This is a genomic window from Skermanella rosea (genome assembly GCF_016806835.2).
Classification (GTDB): Bacteria; Pseudomonadota; Alphaproteobacteria; order Azospirillales; family Azospirillaceae; genus Skermanella; species Skermanella rosea.
Genome location: NZ_CP086113.1, coordinates 472,200 through 492,714 on the forward strand (window position 1 = coordinate 472,200; position 20,515 = coordinate 492,714).

The following is a 20,515-nucleotide window of genomic DNA, read 5'->3' on the forward strand; positions in this document are numbered from 1 at the left end:
CGCGGGCGCGGCGGACGGGGGCCATGAGGATACCCAAGAATGTGATAATGTTTGTTATGGAAAGTATAATGGGCGCCTTGACGGGTTGCTGACCCTGAACCCGTCTGGCGGGAGCCTGCCTGAATGCCGGCCTGTATATTTAAGCCGGGTTCGCGGCCGAGGCCTCGCAATCGCGAAGTGTCCGGGCCGCGGCGTCGAAGGCCGACCAAGCCCGCCGGGCGAGGCTGCCGCCCACGCTACAGCGCCGGACGCCGAGCGCCGCAAGGGAGCGGATGCCGTCGTCGTATTCGTGGACAACCACGTTGACCGGCTTTGGCGCGACCGCCGCGACAAGCTCGGCCACAGCAGCCGGATCAAGGATGAAGGGAACGAACAGGCAGTCGGCCCCGGCCTCGGCATAGGCGACGGCGCGGGCGATGCTTTCGCCTGCCGGCATGCCGGGAACCTGGAAGTTCTCGTTGCGGCCGATCAGCATGACGCTGGGATCCACGGCGTCGATGGCGGCGCGAGCGGCAGCGATGCGCTCGACCGCAAGGCCCTGCTCGTACATGTAGCTGCCCGACCAGTCCTCGATCGACAGCGCCGCGATCCCGGTGTCGAGTGCCCGCGCGACGTTCGCCGCGACGTCCTCGGGATGATCGGCGTAGCCGTTCTCGAAATCGGCGTTGATCGGCAGGGGAGTGGCCGCGACGAGCATCCTCAGGTGGTCGAGCGTGGCGTCGAGACCGAGTTCCCCGTCGTCCCTGCCTGCCGCCCAGGCGGCGCCCGAGCTCGTGGAGGCGATCGCCTTGAACCCGAGCTTGGTGAGGCGAACCGCGCTGCCCGCGTCCCAGGCGTTGGGAATCACGAAGAAGCCGCTCTCGTGCATCTTGCGGAAAGCCGCTCGTTTCTCTGCCGTCGTGGTCATCGAGTGCTCCGTTTCGGATCGGATGAGATGCGCTCGCCGCTTTCCCTCAGGTCGGGAGCTCTCCCAGCCGGCGCTTCTGGTTTCCGGCACCGTCGAAGTTCGAGGGATCGAGCCAAGCCTTGAAGCGGGTCCGCAGCGCCGGCCATTCCGAATCGACGATGGAGAACCAGGCCGTGTCCCGGTTCTCCCCCTTCACCACCATGTGGTTCCGGAACACCCCCTCGAACGTGAATCCGAAGCGCTCGGCGGCCCTCTTCGACGGCGCGTTCCGGTCGTTGCACTTCCACTCGAACCGGCGGTAGCCGAGCGTGTCGAAGGCATGCGTGGCGAAGAGAAAGAACGCTTCAGTCGCGACACGGGTCCGGGAGATCGCCGGACCCCACAGGATGTTGCCGATCTCGATCACCCCGTGCGTCGGGTCGATCCGCATCAGCGCCTGGCGTCCTTCCGCCCGCCCCGTCGTCTTGTCGATCACGGCAAAGAACAGGGGATCCTGCGAGGCAGCGGCGCCCTTCAGCCACCTCGCGAAACTCTCCTCGTCGGCGGGCACTTCCTCGAAGAGGTATCGGAAACGGTCCTCGGCGCCATCCTGCCGGGCCGAACGGAAGAGCTGGGCGCCGTGGCGGGCCGGGTCGAGGGGTTCCAGGCGCGCGTAGGAGCCCTCGATCACGATCCGCTCCGGGCGCGGAGCGCCGTTCCATCCTGAAAGGTCCATGTCCGTCCCGTCCTCTCCTTTTGCAAGTCCGAGACCAGCGTCACGTCGCCGGCTCCGCATTGTAGACCGCCGCCATGACGACGTCCGGTCAATTTCTGTCGGCGGAAAGACAAGCTCGGCTCGCTCCGTTCGAGAACTCGCCGCGGGCCGTGGTCGGCTACGTCATGATGGTGTGATTTCAGGAAGCTCTTCAGTTCCTCCCGGGGGTGTGGCTCGCCGCTGCGCCGCTGCGCCGCTGCGCCGCTGCTGCGCCATGCTCCCGCCTTCGCGCAACTAAACAAGCCGCCGACATCGATCCCCATCTACGTCGTCATCGTCGGCGGAACGGCTGGCGCAGTTCGGATACAGGGTCCAGATCGTCGAGGCGGCCGGGCAACTCGGCAGCCGGCTCCAGACCCGCCGGTTCAACAACGTCCCGATGGATTACGGCGGCGCCTGGATTCACTCGGCCGACATCAACCCGTTCCTGCCGATCGGCGTGCCTCGGGCTACGAGCTGGTCCACCAGGACGATACCCGGATCGACAAGGCGTTCTTGGACGGCGTGCCGCTCGATGCCAAGGAACTGCTCGGCCTGCAGCGCTTGGCTCGGCGGCTGTCGCCAGGATCTCCCAATGGGACGTGACGAACTGGGGCACCAACCCCCTCACCCGCGGCGCCTATTCGGGCGCGCTGCCGGGCATGGCCCATATGCGCGAGGTGGTGGCGGAGCCGGTCGGCGACCTGGTCTTCTTCGCCGGCGAGGCGACGGGCGGCCCGCTCGCGCAGACCGCGGGCGGGGCGATGAACAGCGGCCACCGCGCCGCTGCGGAGATCTACTCCGCCCTGCGCAATTCGACGCTCATGTCGCCGTGCCCGAACGGGCTGCAGCTATGCTTCAGATGACGCTTAGGGCCGAGTGACGCCGCCCCTCCTCCGGCGAAGCGGGACGGAGTCCCACAGGCCCCGTCCCGTCCAGGTCCCGGCCGTTCCACTCGCCGCACTGTGTTGCGCCATGGGCACAACCTACGGCTCGATGCAAGGCGGAGGTGATGCGGGCCGACGATCGTAGGTTGCGCCCATGGCGCAACGCATCGGATCAGCTGTCTCGGGCGGCTCGACTTGATCGGGTACCCGGGGACCGGTGACAGCGCCCGCGGCGACCTCGCGCCCCCTGATGATCCTGTCGCCGAGCAACTTGCATATACCACAAACATGATTTAATGTTCATGTATTGTTCTTTTCCGTGAAGGCGCCCCAGCCATGCTCGACCATAGTTCTCCGGCATCCGCCGCCTCGGTCCCGCCCGTGATCGTCCTGACGCCGCGCCAGGAAGCCTTCTGCCGGGCCATGGCCAGCGGCGTCGGCGGGGCGGAGGCGGCACGGCGGGCGGGCTATTCGCCCAAGGGCGCGAAGCAGCGCGGGGCCTTCCTGATGACCCAGCCGGAAATCCGCGTCCGGATCGACCAGCTCCGGACCGACCGGCAGGCCGGCCATCAGGCCGCCCTGGACCGCGCCGCCGGCCTGGTCGATACGATCGTCGGGGAGGCGCTGGAGCGCAAGAGCCTCGGCCTGGCGCTCCGCGGAGTGGAATTCGGCCTGAAACTCCTCGGGGTGATCCAGGACAAGCGCATCCCGCACCATTTCCTGGGCGACAAGCCGCACCCCGACGCCGACCTGGAGACCCTGGACTGCGACCCGGAGGAGGATGCCGACCACGCCTCGCCCGGACAGTCGGCCGCGACCGACCCGGTTGAGCCCCCGGATGCTCCGGCGATGTCTCCGGCCGAACCGGCGATGTCTCCGGCCGAACCGGCCGTGCCGCTCCGCTCCCTGCCCGCCGGAAAGCCCGTTGCCCCGCAGGCCATCGGGCGGAATAGTGACCTTTCGGCCCGTCGGATAGTGACCTCGCCCGCGACGGCCGCCCTGTTCGGGTCCACCTCCCTGTCGGTGCCGGTGCCGGTGCCAGCCCTGAGGCTGCCGGCGGTCGCCTGATACGGTTTCCGGAGGATCGGCAGGACTCTCCGGAAACCGGGAGCCCGGCAGACCGATGCCACAGGCACCGATCGAGCCCCATGCTCCGCCCCTCCCGCTCAGATCTTGGAGCGGGGTCGGATCATGTTTCCCGGTTTACGCCTCGCATCAGCCGAACAACGGTCCATCGAAGCACCGTGCCGACCCGCAAGTCCCGTCCGCGGACATCGTCTTGCTCCGCTCCTCGGGACGTATCGGCAACATCCCGTTGGGATTAACTCAATAATCGAGCCAAGTCTATTATCATCAACCTGTCACATTACTGAAATTGCTTTCTGAAACTGTCCCTCGGCCGGTCGCGGAGTTCCAACGAACACCTAGACCTCCGCATCTATGTTACGGGCGCAGGGAGGGCCTATTTGATGTCCAATACGATCAGCACCGACGAGAGCTTCCGCCTCCAGATACTCCACGCCTCGGATCTGGAAGGTGGCATCGACGCGATCCAGCGGGCACCCAATTTCGCGGCCATCGAGCAGGCCCTGGAGGGCGAGGAAACGAATTCCATCACCCTGTCGGCCGGCGACAACTATATCTCCGGCCCTTTCTTCAACGCATCGGCAGATCCCGACCTGGGCCCCGCCTTCGCCGACGCCTACAATTTCCTGTACGAGCTGCCGGCGGACGCCGACACCGTCAGCTTCGAGGAGCTGGCCCCGGCGCAGGGCCGCATCGACATCTCCGTGATGAACCTGGTCGGTTTCGACGCCTCGGCCTTCGGCAATCATGAGTTCGACCTCGGGCTGGATGCCATCTCCTCGATCATCGGCGTCGCCGCCGGAGCACCGGAAGCGGGCGAGCCGCCGCTGTCCGGGATCGACTGGCTGGGCGCCCAGTTCCCCTACCTGTCGTCCAACCTGGAATTCACCGGCTCCGGGCTCGAATCCCTCTACACGGACGAGATCCGGACATCCGACAGCTTCCGCACCGACCTGGACGCTGCGGCGGCCGGGACCGCCGATCCGGCCAAGATCGCGAACAGCGCCATCGTCGAGGAGAATGGCGAGCCGATCGGCGTGATCGGCCTGACCACGCCGCGCCTCGCCGAGATCTCCTCCCCCGGCACCGTCGGGGTCGAAGGATCGGACGAGGATCTTTCCACCTTGGCCGAAATCGTCAATGCCGAGGCGGCGCGCCTCGCCGACCAGGGCGTCACCAAGATCGTGCTGGTCAGCCACCTCCAGCAGCTCGCGCTGGAACAGGGCTTGGCGCCGCTGCTGAACGGCGTGGACGTGATCATCGCCGGCGGGTCCGACACCATCCTGGCCGACGGCACCGACACGCTCCGCCCCGGCGACGAGGCGGCGGGCCCCTACCCGGTCACCGCGACCGGCGCGGACGGCAACCCGATCGCCATCGTCTCGACCGACGGCGAATACAGCTATGTCGGCCGGCTGGTGGTCGAGTTCGACTCCGAGGGCGTTGTGATCCCCGGCAGCATCGACCCGGACGAGAGCGGCCCCGTCGCCACCACCGACGAGGAGGTCGCGGCGCTCTACGACGGCGCCGACCCGTTCGCCGAGGGCACCGCCGCCGGCGAGGTCAGGGATCTGGTGGGAGAGGTCCAGGACATCGTGACGGCGCAGGACGCCAACGTGTTCGGCCTCAGCTCCGTCTTCCTGGAGGGCCGCCGGACCGCGGTCCGGACGGAGGAGACGAATCTGGGCAACCTGTCGTCCGACGCCAACATCGCGGCGGCGCGCGAGATCGACCCGGACGTCCAGGTCTCGATCAAGAACGGCGGCGGAATCCGCGCGCCGATCGGCACGGTGGCGGACGACGGCACCCTGCTGCCGACCCAGGCCAATCCGGAGGCCGGCAAGGAGGCGGGCGAGGTTTCCGAACTGGACATCAGCAACGCGCTTCGCTTCAACAACAGCCTGACCACGCTGACCGTGACGGCCGAACAGCTCAAGGCGGCCCTGGAGCACGGCGTCGCCGCCGTCGCCCCCGGCGCCACGCCGGGCCAGTTCGCCCAGGTCGGCGGCGTCGCCTTCAGCTATGACCCGGAGCTGCCGGCCGGCGAGCGGGTCCGCACGGCCGTGCTGCTGGACGACCAGGGCGAACCGGGCCGGACCGTCGTCGCGGACGGCGAGGTCGTCGCGGACGCGCCGAACGCCATCCGGGTGGTGACCCTGAGCTTCCTGGCGGACGGCGGCGACGGCTACCCGTTCCGCGACTTCATCGAGGCCGATCCGGACTTCGCGAACCGCGTCGATCTGGCCGACGTGCTGACCGACCCGGGTGCGGCGACCTTCGCCGATCCCGGCACCGAGCAGGACGCCCTGGCCGAGTACCTGGCCGCCGAGTTCGCCGAAGCGCCGTTCGACGGGGCGGAGACCTCCCAGGCGGAGGACGAGCGCATCCAGAACCTGGCGGTGCGGGAGGATACGCTCGATGACGGCGACGGTGGCGGCGACGGTGGCGGCGATGGAGACGGAGATGGAGACGGAGATGGCGGCGCCCCCTCCGCCGGCATCGCGCTGACGCCGCTCGGCGTGTTCGAGACCGGCATCTTCGACGAGAGCGCCCAGGAGATCCCGGCCTACGACCCGCTGACCCAGCGGCTGTTCGTCAGCAACGACGGCGACCTGACGGTGGACATCCTCGACGTCTCCGACCCCGACGCGCCGGTCCGCGTCGGCCAGGCCGACATCGGCGTGCTGGCCGGGGTCGGCGGCGTCAACAGCGTGGCCGTTTCCGGCGGGCTGGTCGCCGCCGCGGTCCAGAACGAGGACGGCGCCCAGAACGGTGTCGTCGCCTTCTACAGCAACGGCGGGACATTCCTGGGCACCGTCGAGGCCGGCGTGCTGCCGGATTCGCTGACCTTCACGGCCGACGGGACGAAGCTGCTGGTCGCGAACGAGGGCGAACCGGCCGACACGACCGACCCCGAGGGCAGCATCAGCGTGATCGACCTGGCCGGCGGACTGACCGGGGCCGAGGTGACGACCATCGATTTCTCCGCCTTCGACGGGCGGGAGGACGAGCTGCGCGACCAGGGCGTGCGGATCGAGGCGGGCAAGACCGTCTCGGAGGACATCGAGCCGGAATACATCGCGGTGTCCCCGGACGGTGCCACCGCCTGGGCCACCTTGCAGGAGAACAACGCGGTCGCGCGGATCGACCTCGCCACCCTGGAAGTGACCGACATCCTGCCGCTCGGCACCAAGGACTTCTCCGAGGACGGCAACGGGATCGATTCAAGCGACGAGGACGGCATCGCGATCCGCCCGGTCCCCGTCCTGGGCCTGTACCAGCCCGACGCGATCGCCAGCTATGCCGGAGCGGACGGGGAGACCTACTGGGTCACCGCCAACGAGGGCGACACCCGCGACGGCGAGGAGATCCGCGTCGCCGACGCCGAGCTGGACCCGGCCGCTTTCCCCGACGCCGAATCGCTCCAGTCCGACGAGGAACTGGGCCGGCTGACGGTCTCGGCGGTGGACGGCGACACCGACGGCGACGGCGACATCGACCAGCTCTACACCTTCGGCGGCCGGTCCTTTACGATCTGGAACGACCAGGGGGAACGGGTCTTCGACAGCGGCGACCAGTTCGAGCGGATCACCGCCGCGGAGCTGGGCACCACCGGCTTCAACGCCAACAACGACGATAACGACAGCTTCGACGACCGGTCGGACAACAAGGGGCCGGAGCCCGAAGGCGTCGCGGTCGGCGAGATCGACGGCCGCACCTATGCCTTCGTCGGGCTGGAGCGGGTCGGCGGGGTCATGGTCTATGACGTGACCGAGGCCGATGGCGCCCGGTTCGTCCAGTACGTCAATACCCGCGATTTCGCCGGCTCGGCCGAGGAAGGCACCGCGGGCGACCTCGGCCCCGAGGGGCTGGCCTTCATCGCCGCCGGCGACAGCCCGACCGGCGAGCCGCTGCTGGCGGTCACCAACGAGGTCAGCGGCACCACCCGCCTGTTCGGCATCGGCGTCCCGGCGGAGCCGGACTATACCGCGATCGGCGAGATCCAGGGGACCGGCGCCACCTCTCCGCTGACCGGCCAGACCGTCACCGCGCGCGGCGTCGTGACCGCGGTGGACGGCAACGGCTACTATCTCCAGGACACCGGGGAGAACGGCGAGGGCGATGGCGACGACGCCACCTCGGACGGCATCTTCGTCTTCACCGGGGCCGCCCCGACGGTCGTCCAGGGCATGGAGATCGCCGTCACCGGCACCGTCTCCGAATTCACCCCCGGCGGTGCGTCGAGCGGCAACCTGTCCACCACCCAGATTTCCCAGGTGACCGACACCCGGGTGCTGGTGACCGACGCCGACCTGCCGGACGCGGTGATCATCGGGCAAACGGGCGGCGAGGCGGGCCGCGAACCGCCGACCGAGATCATCAGCCCGGACGGCATCGCGTTCTACGAGAGCCTGGAAGGCATGCGGGTCACCGTCGCCGACGCCGTTGCCACGTCGCCGACCAACGGCTTCGGCGAGATCTTCACTGTGGCCGACCAGGGCGCCGGGGCGACCGGGCTGAACGATCGCGGCGCCATCGTGATCGGGCCGGACGACTTCAACCCGGAGCGGATCCAGCTCCAGTTCGACGCCGACGTTTCCGGCGATCTCACCGCCGAGGTGGACACCGGCGCCCTGCTGGGCGACGCGACCGGCGTGGTGTCCTACGCCTTCGGCAATTACGAGGTGCTGGTCCAGGAGTTGGGCGAGGCGGTGCCCAGCCCGATCGAGCGGGAGACCATCGATATCGAGGGCGGCGCCGGCCGCCTGACCGTCGCCAGCTACAATGTCGAGAACCTGGACCCCAACGACGATGACGGCGACACCGACTTGGCCGACGGCAAGTTCGACGCCCAGGCCGAACAGATCGTCGCGAACCTGAAGTCGCCCGACATCATCGCCCTCCAGGAGATCCAGGACGGCAGCGGCTCGGCCGACGACGGGACCGTCAGCGGCGAGGCCACCGCCCAGGCGCTGATCGACGCCATCGAGGAGGCCGGCGGCCCGACCTACACCTATGTGGAGGTGGCTCCCGAGGACGGCACGTCGGGCGGCCAGCCCGGCGGAAACATCCGGGTCGGCATGCTCTACAACGGCGACCGGGTCGATCTGGTCGAGGACAGCGTCCAGGCGATCGGCGAGTTCGGGGAGGAGCCCTGGACCGACAGCCGCGTGCCGCTCTACGCCCAATTCGAGTTCAACGGCAACGCCGTGGACGTGATCACCGTCCATAACACGTCGAAGGGTGGCGGCACCCCGCTGTTCGGCGCGGTCCAGCCGCCGGTCAACGGCGGCGAGGAGCAGCGGATCGCCCAGGGCGAGGCGATCAACGCGTTCGTGGACGGGCTTCTGGAGGAGGACGGCGACGCCAACGTGGTGGTGCTGGGCGACTTCAACGAGTTCCAGTTCCTGGAGCCGCTGGCCGCCGTCACCGGCGAAGGCGACGAGCAGGTGCTGAACAACCTGACCCTCACCCTGCCGGAGGAGGAGCGCTACAGCTACGTCTTCGAGGGCAACGCCCAGGCGCTCGACCACGCCCTGGTCAGCGACGCGCTGGCGGAAAAGGCCGACTACGACGTGGTCCACGTCAACGCGGAGTTCGCAGAGCAGGCCAGCGACCATGACCCGCTGGTGGTCGGGCTGGACCTGCCGGAGACCTTCGAGGTCACCGACGGCCGGGACGTGATCCGGGCCGGCGACGGCGACAACCGGATCGCCGCCAAAGGCGGGCCGGACCTCATCGCGCTGGGCGACGGCACCGATATCGCCGAGGGCAATGCCGGCGACGATGCGATCGACGGCGAGGCCGGGACCAACATCATGTCCGGCGGCGACGGCGCCGACACGATCCGCACCGGCACCGGCCTGGACATCGCCCTGGGCGGGGCCGGAGCGGACCGGCTGATCGGGACCAGCGGCACCAACGCGCTGTTCGGCGGATCGGACTCGGACCTGCTGGCCGGCGGCGACGGGATAGACCTGCTGGCCGGCGGGCGGGGCAGCGACGTCATCGTGGCAGGCTCCGGCCAGGACGCGGCGTTCCTCGGCGCCGACGACGACCTGATCGTGTTCTCCAAGGCCTGGCTCGACGACGACCGGGCCGACACCACGCTGGTCGCCGACCTGGAGGACGGCGACGCGATGCTGTTCGAGGGCGAGCGGGACCTCGACCTGACGGCGGACACCATCGACTTCGCTCCGATCCTCGGGCAGGTCGACGACCTGCTGAAGGGCGACCTGGGACTCCTGAGCCCCCGGCTCCAGTCGCTGCTCGCCGGAATCGAGGACGGCGAGGATGTGGCCGACGCGCTGGCGCCGCTGGCCGGGCTGGAGCCGGACGCCAACGGCCAGATCCTGGTGCCGGTGGTCGGCATCAATGCCGGCCTGGACACGGTGACGGTCATCTCCGGCGACATCGACGCGGTGCGGCAGTCGATCTACACGGCATGATCAACCCTTCCCGCGTGCCGGCGCGGCGATCGCCGGCACGCGGGCCTGCCCAACGGAAACCCGAAAATCCGATTGTCTTGATCCTGGTCAAACGCTTCCGGGCCCGGATCCTTATCTTCGCTGCGTCAGGCAGCCGGAGCCTGTCCCGGGCAGGCTCCGGCCCTCGCCGTCACTTCAAGAAAGACAAGCCTGCACCATGCTCGGCCGAACCGACCGTCTCGAGGAGACCATCTCCGACCTCAGTTCCCGATCCGATTCGCGCTCCCCGGCGGTGCGCGACCTGATCCTCCGGCTCAGCGCGGTTCGAGACGGCGCCTGCGCCGATCCGGAAGCATGTGACGGGTGCCCGGTGTCATGCCGGACCAGGTTCGCATCGCTTCACCACTGAGGCATGTCGGGAGATCGGCAGCCTGAGCGTCGAGCCGGGAGCCAGGCGTTCCTGCCTTCCCCGGCACGAAACCCGGATCGGCGACGGGTTGCCAGGATCGGAGGCGAGTTCCAGCCACTCCGAGTCCAGCCTGATCTCGTAGGCGCCGGACTGGTAGGCGAATTCGAACGCGATCCAGCCGAGATCGTCCGGCGGGGCCGGATCGAATTCGATCCCGTCGAGATGCGGTGTCATGCCCGTGAAATGCCGCTGGACCACGTCGATGGTGGCGGCCATCGCGCCGAGGTGAACGCCTTCGTCCGTGCCGGAATGACCCGTCTCGCCGTCGGGGCTGAGGGCGCTCCAGTACAGGTCCCGCGCCCGGGACGGCGCCAGGCGCGACAGTGCGCCGGCATAGACCAGGTCCGACAGGCTCGACTCATGCGTGGTGCGCTTCAGGTAATGGTCGCCCGTCCGGCGCAGCTGCTCCGGCGTGAGCCGGTATCCGCAGCGCCCGGCGATGTCCGCCAGCTCCCGCTCCGACAGCAGGTAGAGCAGCATCATCGTGTCGGCCTGCTTGACCACCTGGTACCGGTTGACGTCGTCGCCGCGGGCTTCGAGCGCCCAGTCGGTCCGACGGCCCCCCAGCTCCTCCTTGAAGCTGTCCAGGTCCACTTCGATCAGCTCGTCGAACCCCTCGAACTGCCCGATCACGCCGTCGTCGCGGATGACGAGGCGCATGTTCCGGGTGATGTCGTCCCAGCGCGCGAAATCCTCCCGCCCGAGACCCAGGCTCTCCCGGATCTCGCCGGCGCGCCGGTCGGGCAGGAGTCCAAGGACCTCGCCGGCGTGGGCGAGCGTCCAGGCGGCCATGACGTTGGTGAAGGTGTTGTTGCGAAGGCCCGGTTCGCCGGTCGCGGGGTCGAGCGTGTGGTACTCGTCCGGTCCGATCACGCCGTGGATCTCGGTGCGGCCGGATTCTCCGGTCCGTGCCAGGCTGGCCCAGAAGCGGGCGATCTCCAGGATCATGGTGGCGCCGTAGCTGCTCAGGAACTCCCGATCGCCGGTCGCCTGGAAGTAGCGCCAGGCCTGATAGGCGATCACCGAGCCGACATGGCGCTGCCGATGGGTATGGTCCTGCATCCAGCGCCCGGACAGCGGATTGTACTGGAGGCGCGGCGTCACCTCCCTGCCGTCCGCGGCGCTGCGCCAGGGATACATGGCACCCCGCAGCCCGCACAGCCTGGCGGCCCTGCGCGCGGCGTCGAGCCGCTTGTAGCGGTAGACCAGCAGCGAGCGCGCGACATCGGGGAGACGGGTCGCCAGCACCTCCGACGAGAAGACCGAGTCCCAGAAGATGTGGCCGTGGTAGCCCTCCTGCCAGCCGCGGGACGGGATGCCGGTATCGTAGGAAGCCGTGTGCGGGGATGTGTTCTGGAACAGGTAGGACGCATGGAATCCGAGGGCGTTCCCGAGATCCTCGCGCTCCGTCCGGATCCGGCACCCTTTCCAGATCCGCCGCCAGGCGTTCCGGTGCGCATCCAGCAGGCCGTCGAAGTCGGGAAGCTCGGCGACGAGGCCGCAGGCCGCCTCGTCCGGCTCCGAGATCGCGGGATCCCGCGAAGTGAGGATCACCGCCGCCTTCTCGATCAGGATCGGGCGGCCGGCCTCGGCGCGGCAGAAGACATGCTGCGCGATCATGGCATCGCCGCTGCGGACGGCGGCATCCTCGACCGTGACGCCGCTGACCCGGGTCCGGGCGGCCACGGCGATCCGGACGTGGGACTGGTTCGTCTCGGCCCCGACCAGAAGGACGCCGGGGCCGGCCTCCTCCAGCCGCCTGATCTGCAGATGGCGGCCGCTGTAGAAGCGGTGCCGGGCGACGCCGGCATTCTCGACCGCTCCGTCGATCAGGGACCGGATCTCGATCCGGCCCGACCAGTCGAGCGGCGTCAGCTCGACCTGCAGGGCGGCGACATTGGGCTGGCACATGCTGACCAGCCGCCGTTCACGCAGGTGGAAGCGCACCCCTCCGGACTGGAGCGTCGCCTCGCGCAGCGTGGTGGCTTCCGCGGCATCGAGGGAGTGGCAATAGTCCAGGATCTCCGCGCATCCGATCGCGCACCAGCCGTCGGTGCGGTCGGTCCGGAATTCGAGGGGCAGCCAGTTGGGCAGGTTGACCAGGGACTCGTTCTCGACCGGTTCGCCCTCTATGGTGTCGGCGAGCCGGTTGTAGGTTCCCCCATGGTAGGTTCCGGGATAATGCGACTCCCCGCCGGCGGCGCCGGTGGTGGCACCCCTGACGCTGAGGACGCCGTTGCCGAGCAGGAGCAGGGATTCACGCCGACGCTCGTCCTCCGGGGAATAGGTGTCGAACGTGCAGACAAGGTGCGGCACCTCGGTCATCTCAGGCTCCGGCACAGGCCTGCACTCCGTCGGCGATCATGGGCAACAGGCGGTCCAGCCTCTCCCTGTCCGGATAGGACTCCTGGGAGCGGTAGCCTGTCACGGCCAGCCCGGAAGCCGCGACCGCCATGCAGGCCGCTTCCACGGGATCCTTGTTCTCCAGCAGGGCGACGGCGAGCCCGCCGGTGAAGGCATCGCCCGCTCCCGTGCTGTCGACGACTTCCATGTCGGCCGCCGGGACCAGGGTGAACCGCCGGTCATGGGCCAGGACGCAGCCGCCGTCCGCCATCTTGACGCAGACCACCGCGATACCCCTGTCCGCCAGGCGGGATGCCGCCCGCCGCGCGGCATCGCTCCCGTCCACCGCGATGCCGGTCAACTGCTCCGCCTCCTTGGCGTTGGGGGCGATGGCGTGGACGCGTGCCAGGACGTCCGCCTCGACGCGGTCGGCGCTGGAGGGGTCGAGCACGATCCGCAATCCGCGCGACGCCGCCGCCTCCGTCGCGGCCCTGACGACATCCGCGGGCACCTCGTAGTCGACGGCCAGCACCGATCCTTCCGGAGCGGCGGCGATCGCGCCGACTGCGTCCCTGACCGCCGCGTCGTCCCAGCGATCGTTGGCGTTGGGTGCCAGCACGATGCTCTTCTTGCCGTCCGGGGGAACGGTGATCATGGAAACGGCGGTGGCGGTCCGCGGGGCGGTCGAGACGTGGCGCAGATCGATGCCGGCCTGCCGGAGCGGGGCGAGGGCCTGCTCGCGCAGGTCGTCGTCCCCGACCCTGCCGATCAGGACCGCCCGGTGCCCGAGCCTGTGGGCCAGCAGCGCCACGTTGGCCGCCTTGCCGCCGCCGACGCGGGCGAAGTCATGGGCCATCAGGGTGAGCCCCTCCGCCAGGGGTTCGTCGACGCGCACCTCGAAATCGGCGTTGATGCTGCCGAGAGAAAGAAGCACCGGTTCGTGCAAGGCCTGGTCTCCGTCGCTGGGGAGCGTCGCTGCGCGGCTGCGCGAGCGCCTCCTCAAAGGTCAGGACAACATCCAGGCAAGCCCGATGTCACGGTGACCCTTTCAGGACGTTCGATGGGCTCCGGCGTGGTCCAGCCGCCTGTCGCCGGCCATCCCCAGCCCGCGCATGAGCGCCAGGCGGGCGCCCAGCAGGTGCTTCCTGACGGATTGCAGCGGAAGGCCGAGTTCCCGCGCGGCCTCCTGATAGGTCAGTCCCTGCACGCATACCAGCATGAGCGCCGCGCGCCCTTCTGCCGGCAGGGCCTCGACCTCGTGGCGAACCTGCGCCAAGGTCGAAGGCAGATACGAGGTCTTCATTTCATTTACTCTCGCATGCCGCTCTCTGATCGAGGGCGGACGAATACTACGCAATCGAAAAGATTCCCGACATGACGCAGGTCAAGACGTCGGGTCCGGGTCGTTTCTATTCCGGCTTAGGCTGCCCGGTGCCGGGGATTGCCCGGTCGCGTGCCGGACACGCCGAAAGAGCGGGGCGGCACGTCGTCGGGAGCCGCCTGCCCGATCACGCGGAAGAGCCAGTCCACCCCCGGGTCCATCATGGCGGCCCGGGTCGCGACGGCCTGGATCCTGGTGGCCGGTCCGGGCAGCGGCGCCTCGACGCTGACGAGGCCGAAACGCCCGGCGTGCATCTCCACCAGGTGCCTCGGCAGGGCCGCCAGCAAGTCGGTCTCGGCCAGGAGCGCGAGGGCCTGCATGAAGTTCGGCACGGTCACCGCGACCCGCCTCGAACGCCCGACCGCGGCGAGCGCCTCGTCGAATATCCCGTGCGCGTCGCCCGTCAGGGAGACGACCAGGTGCCGCATCTCGCAGTAGAGTTCGAGGCTGGGGTCGGCGGCGAAGGGATGGCCAGCCCGCGCCGCGACCACGAAGTCCTCCTCGTAGAGCGTCCGTGCCGCGAAGCGCTGGGGGATCTCGTCAAGGGGGACGATGGCCAGGTCGATGGCGCGGGCCTCCAGATCGTCCAGCACGGCCTGCCACGCGCGCCGGGGGTCCACGGTGCCGGGCTTGGGGAGGAGCTGCCGCAAGCCAAGGTCGATTCCCGGGCCCTCGCGGCCGAGCGCGGCGAGGATCGGGACCAGGAGCACCGCGGAGACCCCGTCCGGCGCGCCGATCGTGAAGCGCCGCCTGGACCGGGCCGGGTCGAACCGCTCCGCTGCCGCCATCACCCGCCGGACACCCGAGAGGACATCCGCGATGGGCGGGGCCAGTTCCAGCGCGCGGGCGGTCGGGACCACGCCCCGGGGTGTCCTCAGGAAGACCGGATCCTGGAGCATCCGCCTCAGGCGCCCGAGCCCATGGCTGACCGCCGAAGGGGAGAGATTCAGCCTCTCCGCGGCACGGCCGACGTGCCCCTCCTGCAGCACCGCCTCGAACAGCACGAGGAGGTTGAGGTCGGCTCGCGAGAGATCGATGTCCTTCATGCTCCGATGCCCGGGATGCGTTCCCTATCCTACCCGATGATAACGGTGTCGTGCTCGGCCAGCGTCGCCGATATCCCGGAATCGCCGCCGGGCCGATGGATGTGCAGGTGCCGGGAGCCCGACACCGTCCATTCCCGCGCACCCAGGGCCGTGAATACCGTGCAGCGAGGTGCTGAATACTCGTCGTTTGCTTCCGGCCATACGATGCGGGAAGTCTACGGACAGCGAAATCGGCAACGAAGGACGGAGAATGATCGACTTCAGCCATCTCATCGCCGGCACGCCGGCATTCACGGAGCGCCTCGACCGGGTCGAGGCACCCGACGGGCGGGACGTGGTGTCCTTCTGGCGCGAAGCGGGTCCGGATCTCTGGTTCGCCAAGGACGAGGGCTTCGACCGGCTCTTCCGGGAGCGGTTCCTGGACCTCCACGAGGCCGCCGCCCGAGGCGACCTGGACCGCTGGGCGGAGACGCCCGAGGGGGCGCTGGCGTTGATCCTGCTGCTCGACCAGTTCCCTCGGAATGCCTTCCGCAACTCCCCGCGCATGTATGGCTCCGATCCGATGGCGCGCGCGGTCGCCCGATCCGCCGTGGAGCGCGGTCACGACATCCGGGTGGAGCGTGCGCTCCGCCCTTTCGTGTACCTGCCTTTCGGCCATTCGGAGTCCCTCGCGGACCAGAACCTTTCGGTATCGATGGCCGAGCGCATGGGCGGCGTCGAGGTCGGACACGCGCGGCGGCACCGCGACATCATCCGCCGGTTCGGTCGCTTTCCCCATCGCAACCCCATCCTCGGACGGGAGACGACCCCGGAGGAGCGCCGCTACCTGGACGAGGGCGGGTTCGCCGGGTGAGCGGACATGCATCGATAGGACCAGGGCATCCCCGCCCTCCAGCCGGTCGTCGGCCCTGAAGCCCTGGTCGGAGGCTTCGGATCCGTAGCTGCCCGACAGGACGTCGTCGCCCCCGTGCCCCTTGACGTGCCAGGTGGCCCAGTCGTTGACGCCGATCCTGTTGTTCCGGTCGTTCCCGTCGAACTCGATCCACGGCCCGATGTCGATGATCGGCGTCGCCAGGACGGTGAAATTCTCCACATGCCCGAGCTGGGTGCCGTCCTCGGTGAAGAAATCTCCCTGGTACTCCACCGTGTCGATGCCCTCGCCGGGATCCTCCCTCACGAAGCTGCTGACATCCTCGAACACGCTTCCGTACACACGGTAGAAATCGTCGCCGGGGCCGCCCACCAGGATGTTGTCGTACCACCAGCCGCCATCCAGCTCGTCAAGCGTATCGTCGCCGGCGCCGCCCCGGACGGTGTCGGAGCCGTTGCCGCCGCCCAGGAAGTCGTTCCCGCTGTCCCCGTACAGCCATCCCCGCCGTCCTCGCCGTAGAGGGAGGCATCGCCGCCCAACCCCGACAGGACGTCGTCGCCCCCGCGTCCGAAGAGCCTGTCCGCTTCCGCCGTCCCGCGCCGCACGTCGTCCGCGGCAGTTCCGCTCCAGCTGACCATTCCCGACCCTTCCCCATGCCTGGCTTGTCATCGTCAACTCAGAGTTTTGACACCGCCCCTGCCGGAGGTAAAGTCTCCGCGACGGGCCCTCGTCTTCCGGTTGACGGAGCGGGCCGCAGCCGCGAATGACTTGGAGAGTGTGACATGTCGACCACGGCCGCCGGAATACAGGAATGGGCACTTGCCGCCGGCTTGGAGGGCTTGTCCCAGGCGGAGCTGGTGACCGGCTACTGCGAGCGGCTCGTCGCCGCCGGCCTTCCCGTCTGGCGCGCCTCGGTGGGCGCCGATACGCTGCACCCGCTGATCGACGCCCAGGGACACCGCTGGATCGCCGGCGAAGGCCTGCGCGTCGAATTCTTCCCGCGCCTCACCCTGCGCGACGAGAACGACGAGTGGCGGTTTAGCACCTGGAAATGGATGCTGGACCGGGGCGCCGTCGAGAACCGGTGGAACCTGTCGCGCGGGGAAGGCGCCGACCTCTTCCCGCTGCTGGCCGACCTCGCGGCATCGGGCGGAACCGATTACTGGACCCGGATCGTCCGCTACGGCGAGGGGGCCTTCCTGGGCGAGACGCGCGGCCTCGCGACGTCCTGGGCGACCCGCGAGCCGGGCGGGTTCGGGGAGGGCGACCTGGCCCTGATCAGGGCGACGCTTCCGGCCTTCACCCTCGCCTTCAAGGCCACCATGTCGATCGACACGGCGCGCACCGTGGTCTCCACATATCTGGGCGAGAACGTCGCCGACCGGATCCTGCGCGGCGAGATCGAGCGCGGCAAGGTCATGGCGGTCCGCAAGGTCCTGTGGTTCAGCGACCTCGTCGGATTCACGCGGCTGGCCGACACGCTGCCCCACGAGCAGCTGATCGACCTGCTGAACGCCTATGCCGATTGCCTGGTCGGCGTGGTGCATGACCATGGCGGCCAAGTCCTGAAGTTCCTGGGCGACGGCATCCTCGCCGCGATCGCCGGGGAGGCCTGCGTCGCCTGCGGGCGCGCGCTGGACGCCGCCGCCGCGGCCCGGCGGGCCGTCGCGGACCTCAACCGCGCGCGGTCGGCGGCCGGGCTGCCGACCACGGGGTTCACCCTTGCGCTCCACGAGGGCGAGGTGCTGTACGGCAATGTCGGCAGCCGGGACCGGCTCGACTTCACGGTGGTGGGCCCGTCGGTCAACGAGGCGAGCCGGATCCAGGCGCTGTGCCGGTCGCTGGACCAGCCGATCCTGGTCTCGGAGAGTTTCGCCAGGGCCTGCGGTCCCGACACTCGGCGCCTGGTCTCGGTGGGCCGCTACGCCCTGCGGGGCATCGAGCGGCCGCAGGAACTCTTCACGCTGGATCACGGCGACGCCGGATAAGTCCGGGGCAAATCGCCCTTATCCACAGAATCGGGGGATATCTCTGTGGGTTCCGGGCTTCCGGCCCGCGAATGGTTGATGTTTTGTTCCCGTTCGGACCGGCATACCCCGCCGCGGGGCGCGACGACACCGCACCTAGATACCGCCTAGAAACCCGCGGATGGCGGCGATCAGCCCTTGCCGGTTCTCCCGATGCGGCACGTGCCCGGTCCCGGGAAGGATGTGGACGGTCCCGCGCCCCGCGGCGATGCGCCTGGGGTGTTCGCCGGACCCGTATTCGTCCCCGTCGCCGTGAACGGCGAGCACGGGGCAGCGGACCGCCGGCAGGACCTCGTCCAGGTTCCAGTCCGCGAACCCGGGTGACATCCAGGTGCCGATCCAGGCGTTCACGACCCATTCGGCCTTGCCGCCATGGTATCTTGCCAGCCTCGCGAGGTTGGCGGGATCCTGGAACTCCCGCCGGGCGGCGCGGATCCCGTCAAGCGTCCTGTCCTCGACGAAGGCCTGGGCCGCGATCGTCACGAGCGCGCGGCACCGCGTCCCGAACCGGGCCGCCGTCTCGACGGCCATGCCGCCGCCGACGCTGTGCCCGCAGGCGACGAAGTCCGTCACCCCGACCTGCTCGCACAGCGACGGGACCACCTGCCGCGCCTCCCTGGCGATGAAATCGGGGTCCAGCGGTCCCGGATGGGGATCCGAGCGGCCGAAGCCGAGACGGTCGTAGGCGACGACGCGCCGGCCCGTCGCCGCGGCGAGCAGGCCGGGAAAATCGCGCCACAGCTCGACGCAGCCGAGGGAGTCGTGAAACAGCAGGACCGGCGCCGGCCGGCCGGACTCCGCGCCTTCCGGCGTCCAGATCCTGGCGAAGAGGCTCCCCTCCCCGATCGGAATCCGGCAATCGGTCTCCGTGACGGTCGGGGGCGGGGTGTCGGGCATCTCGGGAATGTTCCTGTCCGGAGTTGGGATCGGGCGCGCCGGCCGGAACATACGTCGCGGCAGACCCGGATGCCCATAGCCGATTCCGGATCGGGCCGGGCATCCGGGCGTCCCGAAGCCACCGGCAGCCCCGGGACCGAGGTCGCGCGCCTGCCGATCGCCCTGACCGGGCGGGCGCCTATGGCGGCGACCGGATCTACTTCGACGATGGCTACTACGATTATTTGGAGACGACCACCGGCGTGTCCGAGTACGGCGGCAGGACGACGTTCCATGTGACGACCACCTACGACGGATATACCTACGGCGACATGACCGTGACGGTCGACAAGGTCGGCCTGGAAGAGGGCGTGGACTACTTCTTCGTCTGATCCCGCGGGATGCGCGGTCGCGGCGGACCGGCCAATCCGGAAACGGTGAATCCGGCCCGCCGTGATACCCTGGTATTCGGTGTCGGCGCCACCGCGCCGGCACCTTCCCTACCTTCCTCGCGAACCAGGACCAATCCCGTCATCGAAAGGAGCAGAGACATGGGCGTGATCACCACCCGGGACGGCGTCGACATCTTCTACAAGGACTGGGGCTCCGGCCGGCCGATCGTCTTCCATCACGGCTGGCCGCTCAGTTCCGACGACTGGGACGCGCAGATGCTCTACTTCCTCGACAAGGGCTACCGCGTCGTCGCCCATGACCGGCGCGGGCACGGCCGGTCGACCCAGGTCTGGAACGGCCATGACATGGACCACTATGCCGCCGACGTCGCCGCCGTGGTGGAGCATCTCGATCTGCGCGACGCGATCCATGTCGGCCACTCCACGGGCGGCGGCGAGGCGGCCCGCTACGTCGCCCGGCACGGCCAAGGGCGCGTCGCCAAGCTCGTGCTGATCGGCGCGGTGCCGCCGATCATGGTGAAGACGGAGGCCAACCCGGACGGCCTGCCGGTCGAGGTGTTCGACGGCTTCCGGCAGCAGCTCGCCGCCAACCGGGCGCAGTTCTACCTGGATGTCGCGGGCGGTCCGTTCTACGGCTACAACCGTCCGGGAGCGGCGCCGTCGCAGGGTATCATCGAGAACTGGTGGCGCCAGGGCATGATGGGCGGCGCCAAGGCCCATTACGACGGTATCAAGGCTTTCTCTGAAACGGACTTCACCGCGGACCTCAAGGCGATCGACGTCCCGACGCTGGTGATGCATGGCGACGACGACCAGATCGTGCCGATCGCGGACTCGGCCCTGCTGTCCGCGAAGCTGCTGAAGAACGGGACGCTCAAGGTCTACGAGAAACTGCCGCACGGCATGTGCACCACCCATGCCGACATCATCAACCCCGACCTTCTCGCCTTCATCCAGGGCTGAGGCCAACCGCTCCTGACGGGTGCGCCGCCGGTTTCCCCGGGGAAACCGGCGGCGCACCTTTCGGTAATGCCACGATCGCGGGACA

The 20,515-nt window shown here is 69.1% G+C and carries 15 protein-coding genes and 1 pseudogene; 9 read left to right on the forward strand and 7 right to left on the reverse strand.

Annotated features, from left to right (window positions below):
• Positions 1-139: 139 nt before the first annotated feature.
• The gene (locus tag JL101_RS33420) at positions 140-907 is read right to left on the reverse strand and encodes an isocitrate lyase/PEP mutase family protein (protein ID WP_203099289.1); all 768 of its coding nucleotides are present in this window, start codon (positions 905-907) and stop codon (positions 140-142) included.
• 46 nt (positions 908-953) lie between these two features.
• On the reverse strand, positions 954-1,622 hold the full coding sequence (locus JL101_RS33425) for a GNAT family N-acetyltransferase (protein WP_203099290.1): 669 nt from the start codon (positions 1,620-1,622) through the stop codon (positions 954-956).
• 355 nt (positions 1,623-1,977) lie between these two features.
• On the opposite strand from JL101_RS33425, the pseudogene JL101_RS37075 reads away from it, so the two are divergent.
• From JL101_RS37075 to JL101_RS33440, 4 genes and pseudogenes are all read left to right on the forward strand, one after another.
• Positions 1,978-2,022, forward strand: a pseudogene (locus JL101_RS37075) (hypothetical protein); the annotation flags it as partial.
• A gap of 220 nt (positions 2,023-2,242) precedes the next feature.
• Complete coding sequence (locus JL101_RS36695; RefSeq protein WP_203099291.1) at positions 2,243-2,506, forward strand: FAD-dependent oxidoreductase; 264 nt, start codon at positions 2,243-2,245, stop codon at positions 2,504-2,506.
• Positions 2,507-2,863: 357 nt separating this feature from the next.
• Positions 2,864-3,595: a terminase small subunit gene (locus tag JL101_RS33435; protein WP_203099292.1), complete on the forward strand. Its 732-nt coding sequence runs from the start codon at positions 2,864-2,866 to the stop codon at positions 3,593-3,595.
• 401 nt (positions 3,596-3,996) lie between these two features.
• Entirely contained in the window at positions 3,997-10,062 is a 6,066-nt protein-coding gene (locus JL101_RS33440; protein WP_203099293.1) for a choice-of-anchor I family protein, read from the forward strand.
• Between the two features lie 352 nt (positions 10,063-10,414).
• On the opposite strand, the gene JL101_RS33445 is transcribed toward JL101_RS33440, so the two are convergent.
• The 4 genes from JL101_RS33445 to JL101_RS33460 form a co-directional block, all read right to left on the reverse strand.
• Positions 10,415-12,835 carry a glycoside hydrolase family 65 protein gene (locus tag JL101_RS33445; RefSeq protein ID WP_203099294.1) on the reverse strand — a complete coding sequence of 807 codons (2,421 nt, stop codon included), beginning with the start codon at positions 12,833-12,835 and terminating at the stop codon, positions 10,415-10,417.
• A 1-nt stretch (position 12,836) separates the two neighbouring features.
• Complete coding sequence (locus JL101_RS33450; protein WP_203099295.1) at positions 12,837-13,799, reverse strand: ribokinase; 963 nt, start codon at positions 13,797-13,799, stop codon at positions 12,837-12,839.
• A gap of 102 nt (positions 13,800-13,901) precedes the next feature.
• On the reverse strand, positions 13,902-14,156 hold the full coding sequence (locus JL101_RS33455) for an RNA polymerase sigma factor (RefSeq protein WP_203099296.1): 255 nt from the start codon (positions 14,154-14,156) through the stop codon (positions 13,902-13,904).
• Between the two features lie 116 nt (positions 14,157-14,272).
• Entirely contained in the window at positions 14,273-15,280 is a 1,008-nt protein-coding gene (locus JL101_RS33460) for a LysR family transcriptional regulator (protein WP_203099297.1), read from the reverse strand.
• Between the two features lie 250 nt (positions 15,281-15,530).
• On the opposite strand from JL101_RS33460, the gene JL101_RS33465 reads away from it, so the two are divergent.
• The 3 genes from JL101_RS33465 to JL101_RS33475 all read left to right on the forward strand — a co-directional run bounded on the left by JL101_RS33465 (position 15,531) and on the right by JL101_RS33475 (position 18,139).
• The gene (locus tag JL101_RS33465; RefSeq protein WP_203099298.1) at positions 15,531-16,133 is read left to right on the forward strand and encodes a DUF924 family protein; all 603 of its coding nucleotides are present in this window, start codon (positions 15,531-15,533) and stop codon (positions 16,131-16,133) included.
• Between the two features lie 114 nt (positions 16,134-16,247).
• Complete coding sequence (locus JL101_RS33470; RefSeq protein ID WP_203099299.1) at positions 16,248-16,670, forward strand: hypothetical protein; 423 nt, start codon at positions 16,248-16,250, stop codon at positions 16,668-16,670.
• A 263-nt stretch (positions 16,671-16,933) separates the two neighbouring features.
• Positions 16,934-18,139 carry an adenylate/guanylate cyclase domain-containing protein gene (locus JL101_RS33475; protein ID WP_203099300.1) on the forward strand — a complete coding sequence of 402 codons (1,206 nt, stop codon included), beginning with the start codon at positions 16,934-16,936 and terminating at the stop codon, positions 18,137-18,139.
• Between the two features lie 135 nt (positions 18,140-18,274).
• Here the strand turns inward: JL101_RS33475 and JL101_RS33480 are convergent, their stop codons facing one another.
• Positions 18,275-19,075, reverse strand: coding sequence for an alpha/beta fold hydrolase (locus tag JL101_RS33480; protein ID WP_203099301.1), 801 nt, complete (start codon positions 19,073-19,075; stop codon positions 18,275-18,277).
• A gap of 224 nt (positions 19,076-19,299) precedes the next feature.
• Here JL101_RS33480 and JL101_RS33485 point away from each other — a divergent pair, with 224 nt between their 5' ends.
• Positions 19,300-19,446 carry a hypothetical protein gene (locus JL101_RS33485; protein WP_203099302.1) on the forward strand — a complete coding sequence of 49 codons (147 nt, stop codon included), beginning with the start codon at positions 19,300-19,302 and terminating at the stop codon, positions 19,444-19,446.
• Positions 19,447-19,605: 159 nt separating this feature from the next.
• On the forward strand, positions 19,606-20,430 hold the full coding sequence (locus tag JL101_RS33490) for an alpha/beta fold hydrolase (RefSeq protein WP_203099303.1): 825 nt from the start codon (positions 19,606-19,608) through the stop codon (positions 20,428-20,430).
• Positions 20,431-20,515: the final 85 nt, after the last annotated feature.

Excerpts from the sequence above, each read along its gene's own strand:
- JL101_RS33420 (WP_203099289.1), bottom strand. The coding sequence starts at position 907 with ATGACCACGACGGCAGAGAAACGAGCGGCTTTCCGCAAGATGCACGAG.
- JL101_RS33425 (WP_203099290.1), bottom strand. The coding sequence starts at position 1,622 with ATGGACCTTTCAGGATGGAACGGCGCTCCGCGCCCGGAGCGGATCGTG.
- JL101_RS33435 (WP_203099292.1), top strand. The coding sequence starts at position 2,864 with ATGCTCGACCATAGTTCTCCGGCATCCGCCGCCTCGGTCCCGCCCGTG.
- JL101_RS33440 (WP_203099293.1), top strand. The coding sequence starts at position 3,997 with ATGTCCAATACGATCAGCACCGACGAGAGCTTCCGCCTCCAGATACTC.
- JL101_RS33445 (WP_203099294.1), bottom strand. The coding sequence starts at position 12,835 with ATGACCGAGGTGCCGCACCTTGTCTGCACGTTCGACACCTATTCCCCG.
- JL101_RS33455 (WP_203099296.1), bottom strand. The coding sequence starts at position 14,156 with ATGAAGACCTCGTATCTGCCTTCGACCTTGGCGCAGGTTCGCCACGAG.
- JL101_RS33460 (WP_203099297.1), bottom strand. The coding sequence starts at position 15,280 with ATGAAGGACATCGATCTCTCGCGAGCCGACCTCAACCTCCTCGTGCTG.
- JL101_RS33465 (WP_203099298.1), top strand. The coding sequence starts at position 15,531 with ATGATCGACTTCAGCCATCTCATCGCCGGCACGCCGGCATTCACGGAG.
- JL101_RS33475 (WP_203099300.1), top strand. The coding sequence starts at position 16,934 with ATGTCGACCACGGCCGCCGGAATACAGGAATGGGCACTTGCCGCCGGC.
- JL101_RS33480 (WP_203099301.1), bottom strand. The coding sequence starts at position 19,075 with ATGCCCGACACCCCGCCCCCGACCGTCACGGAGACCGATTGCCGGATT.
- JL101_RS33490 (WP_203099303.1), top strand. The coding sequence starts at position 19,606 with ATGGGCGTGATCACCACCCGGGACGGCGTCGACATCTTCTACAAGGAC.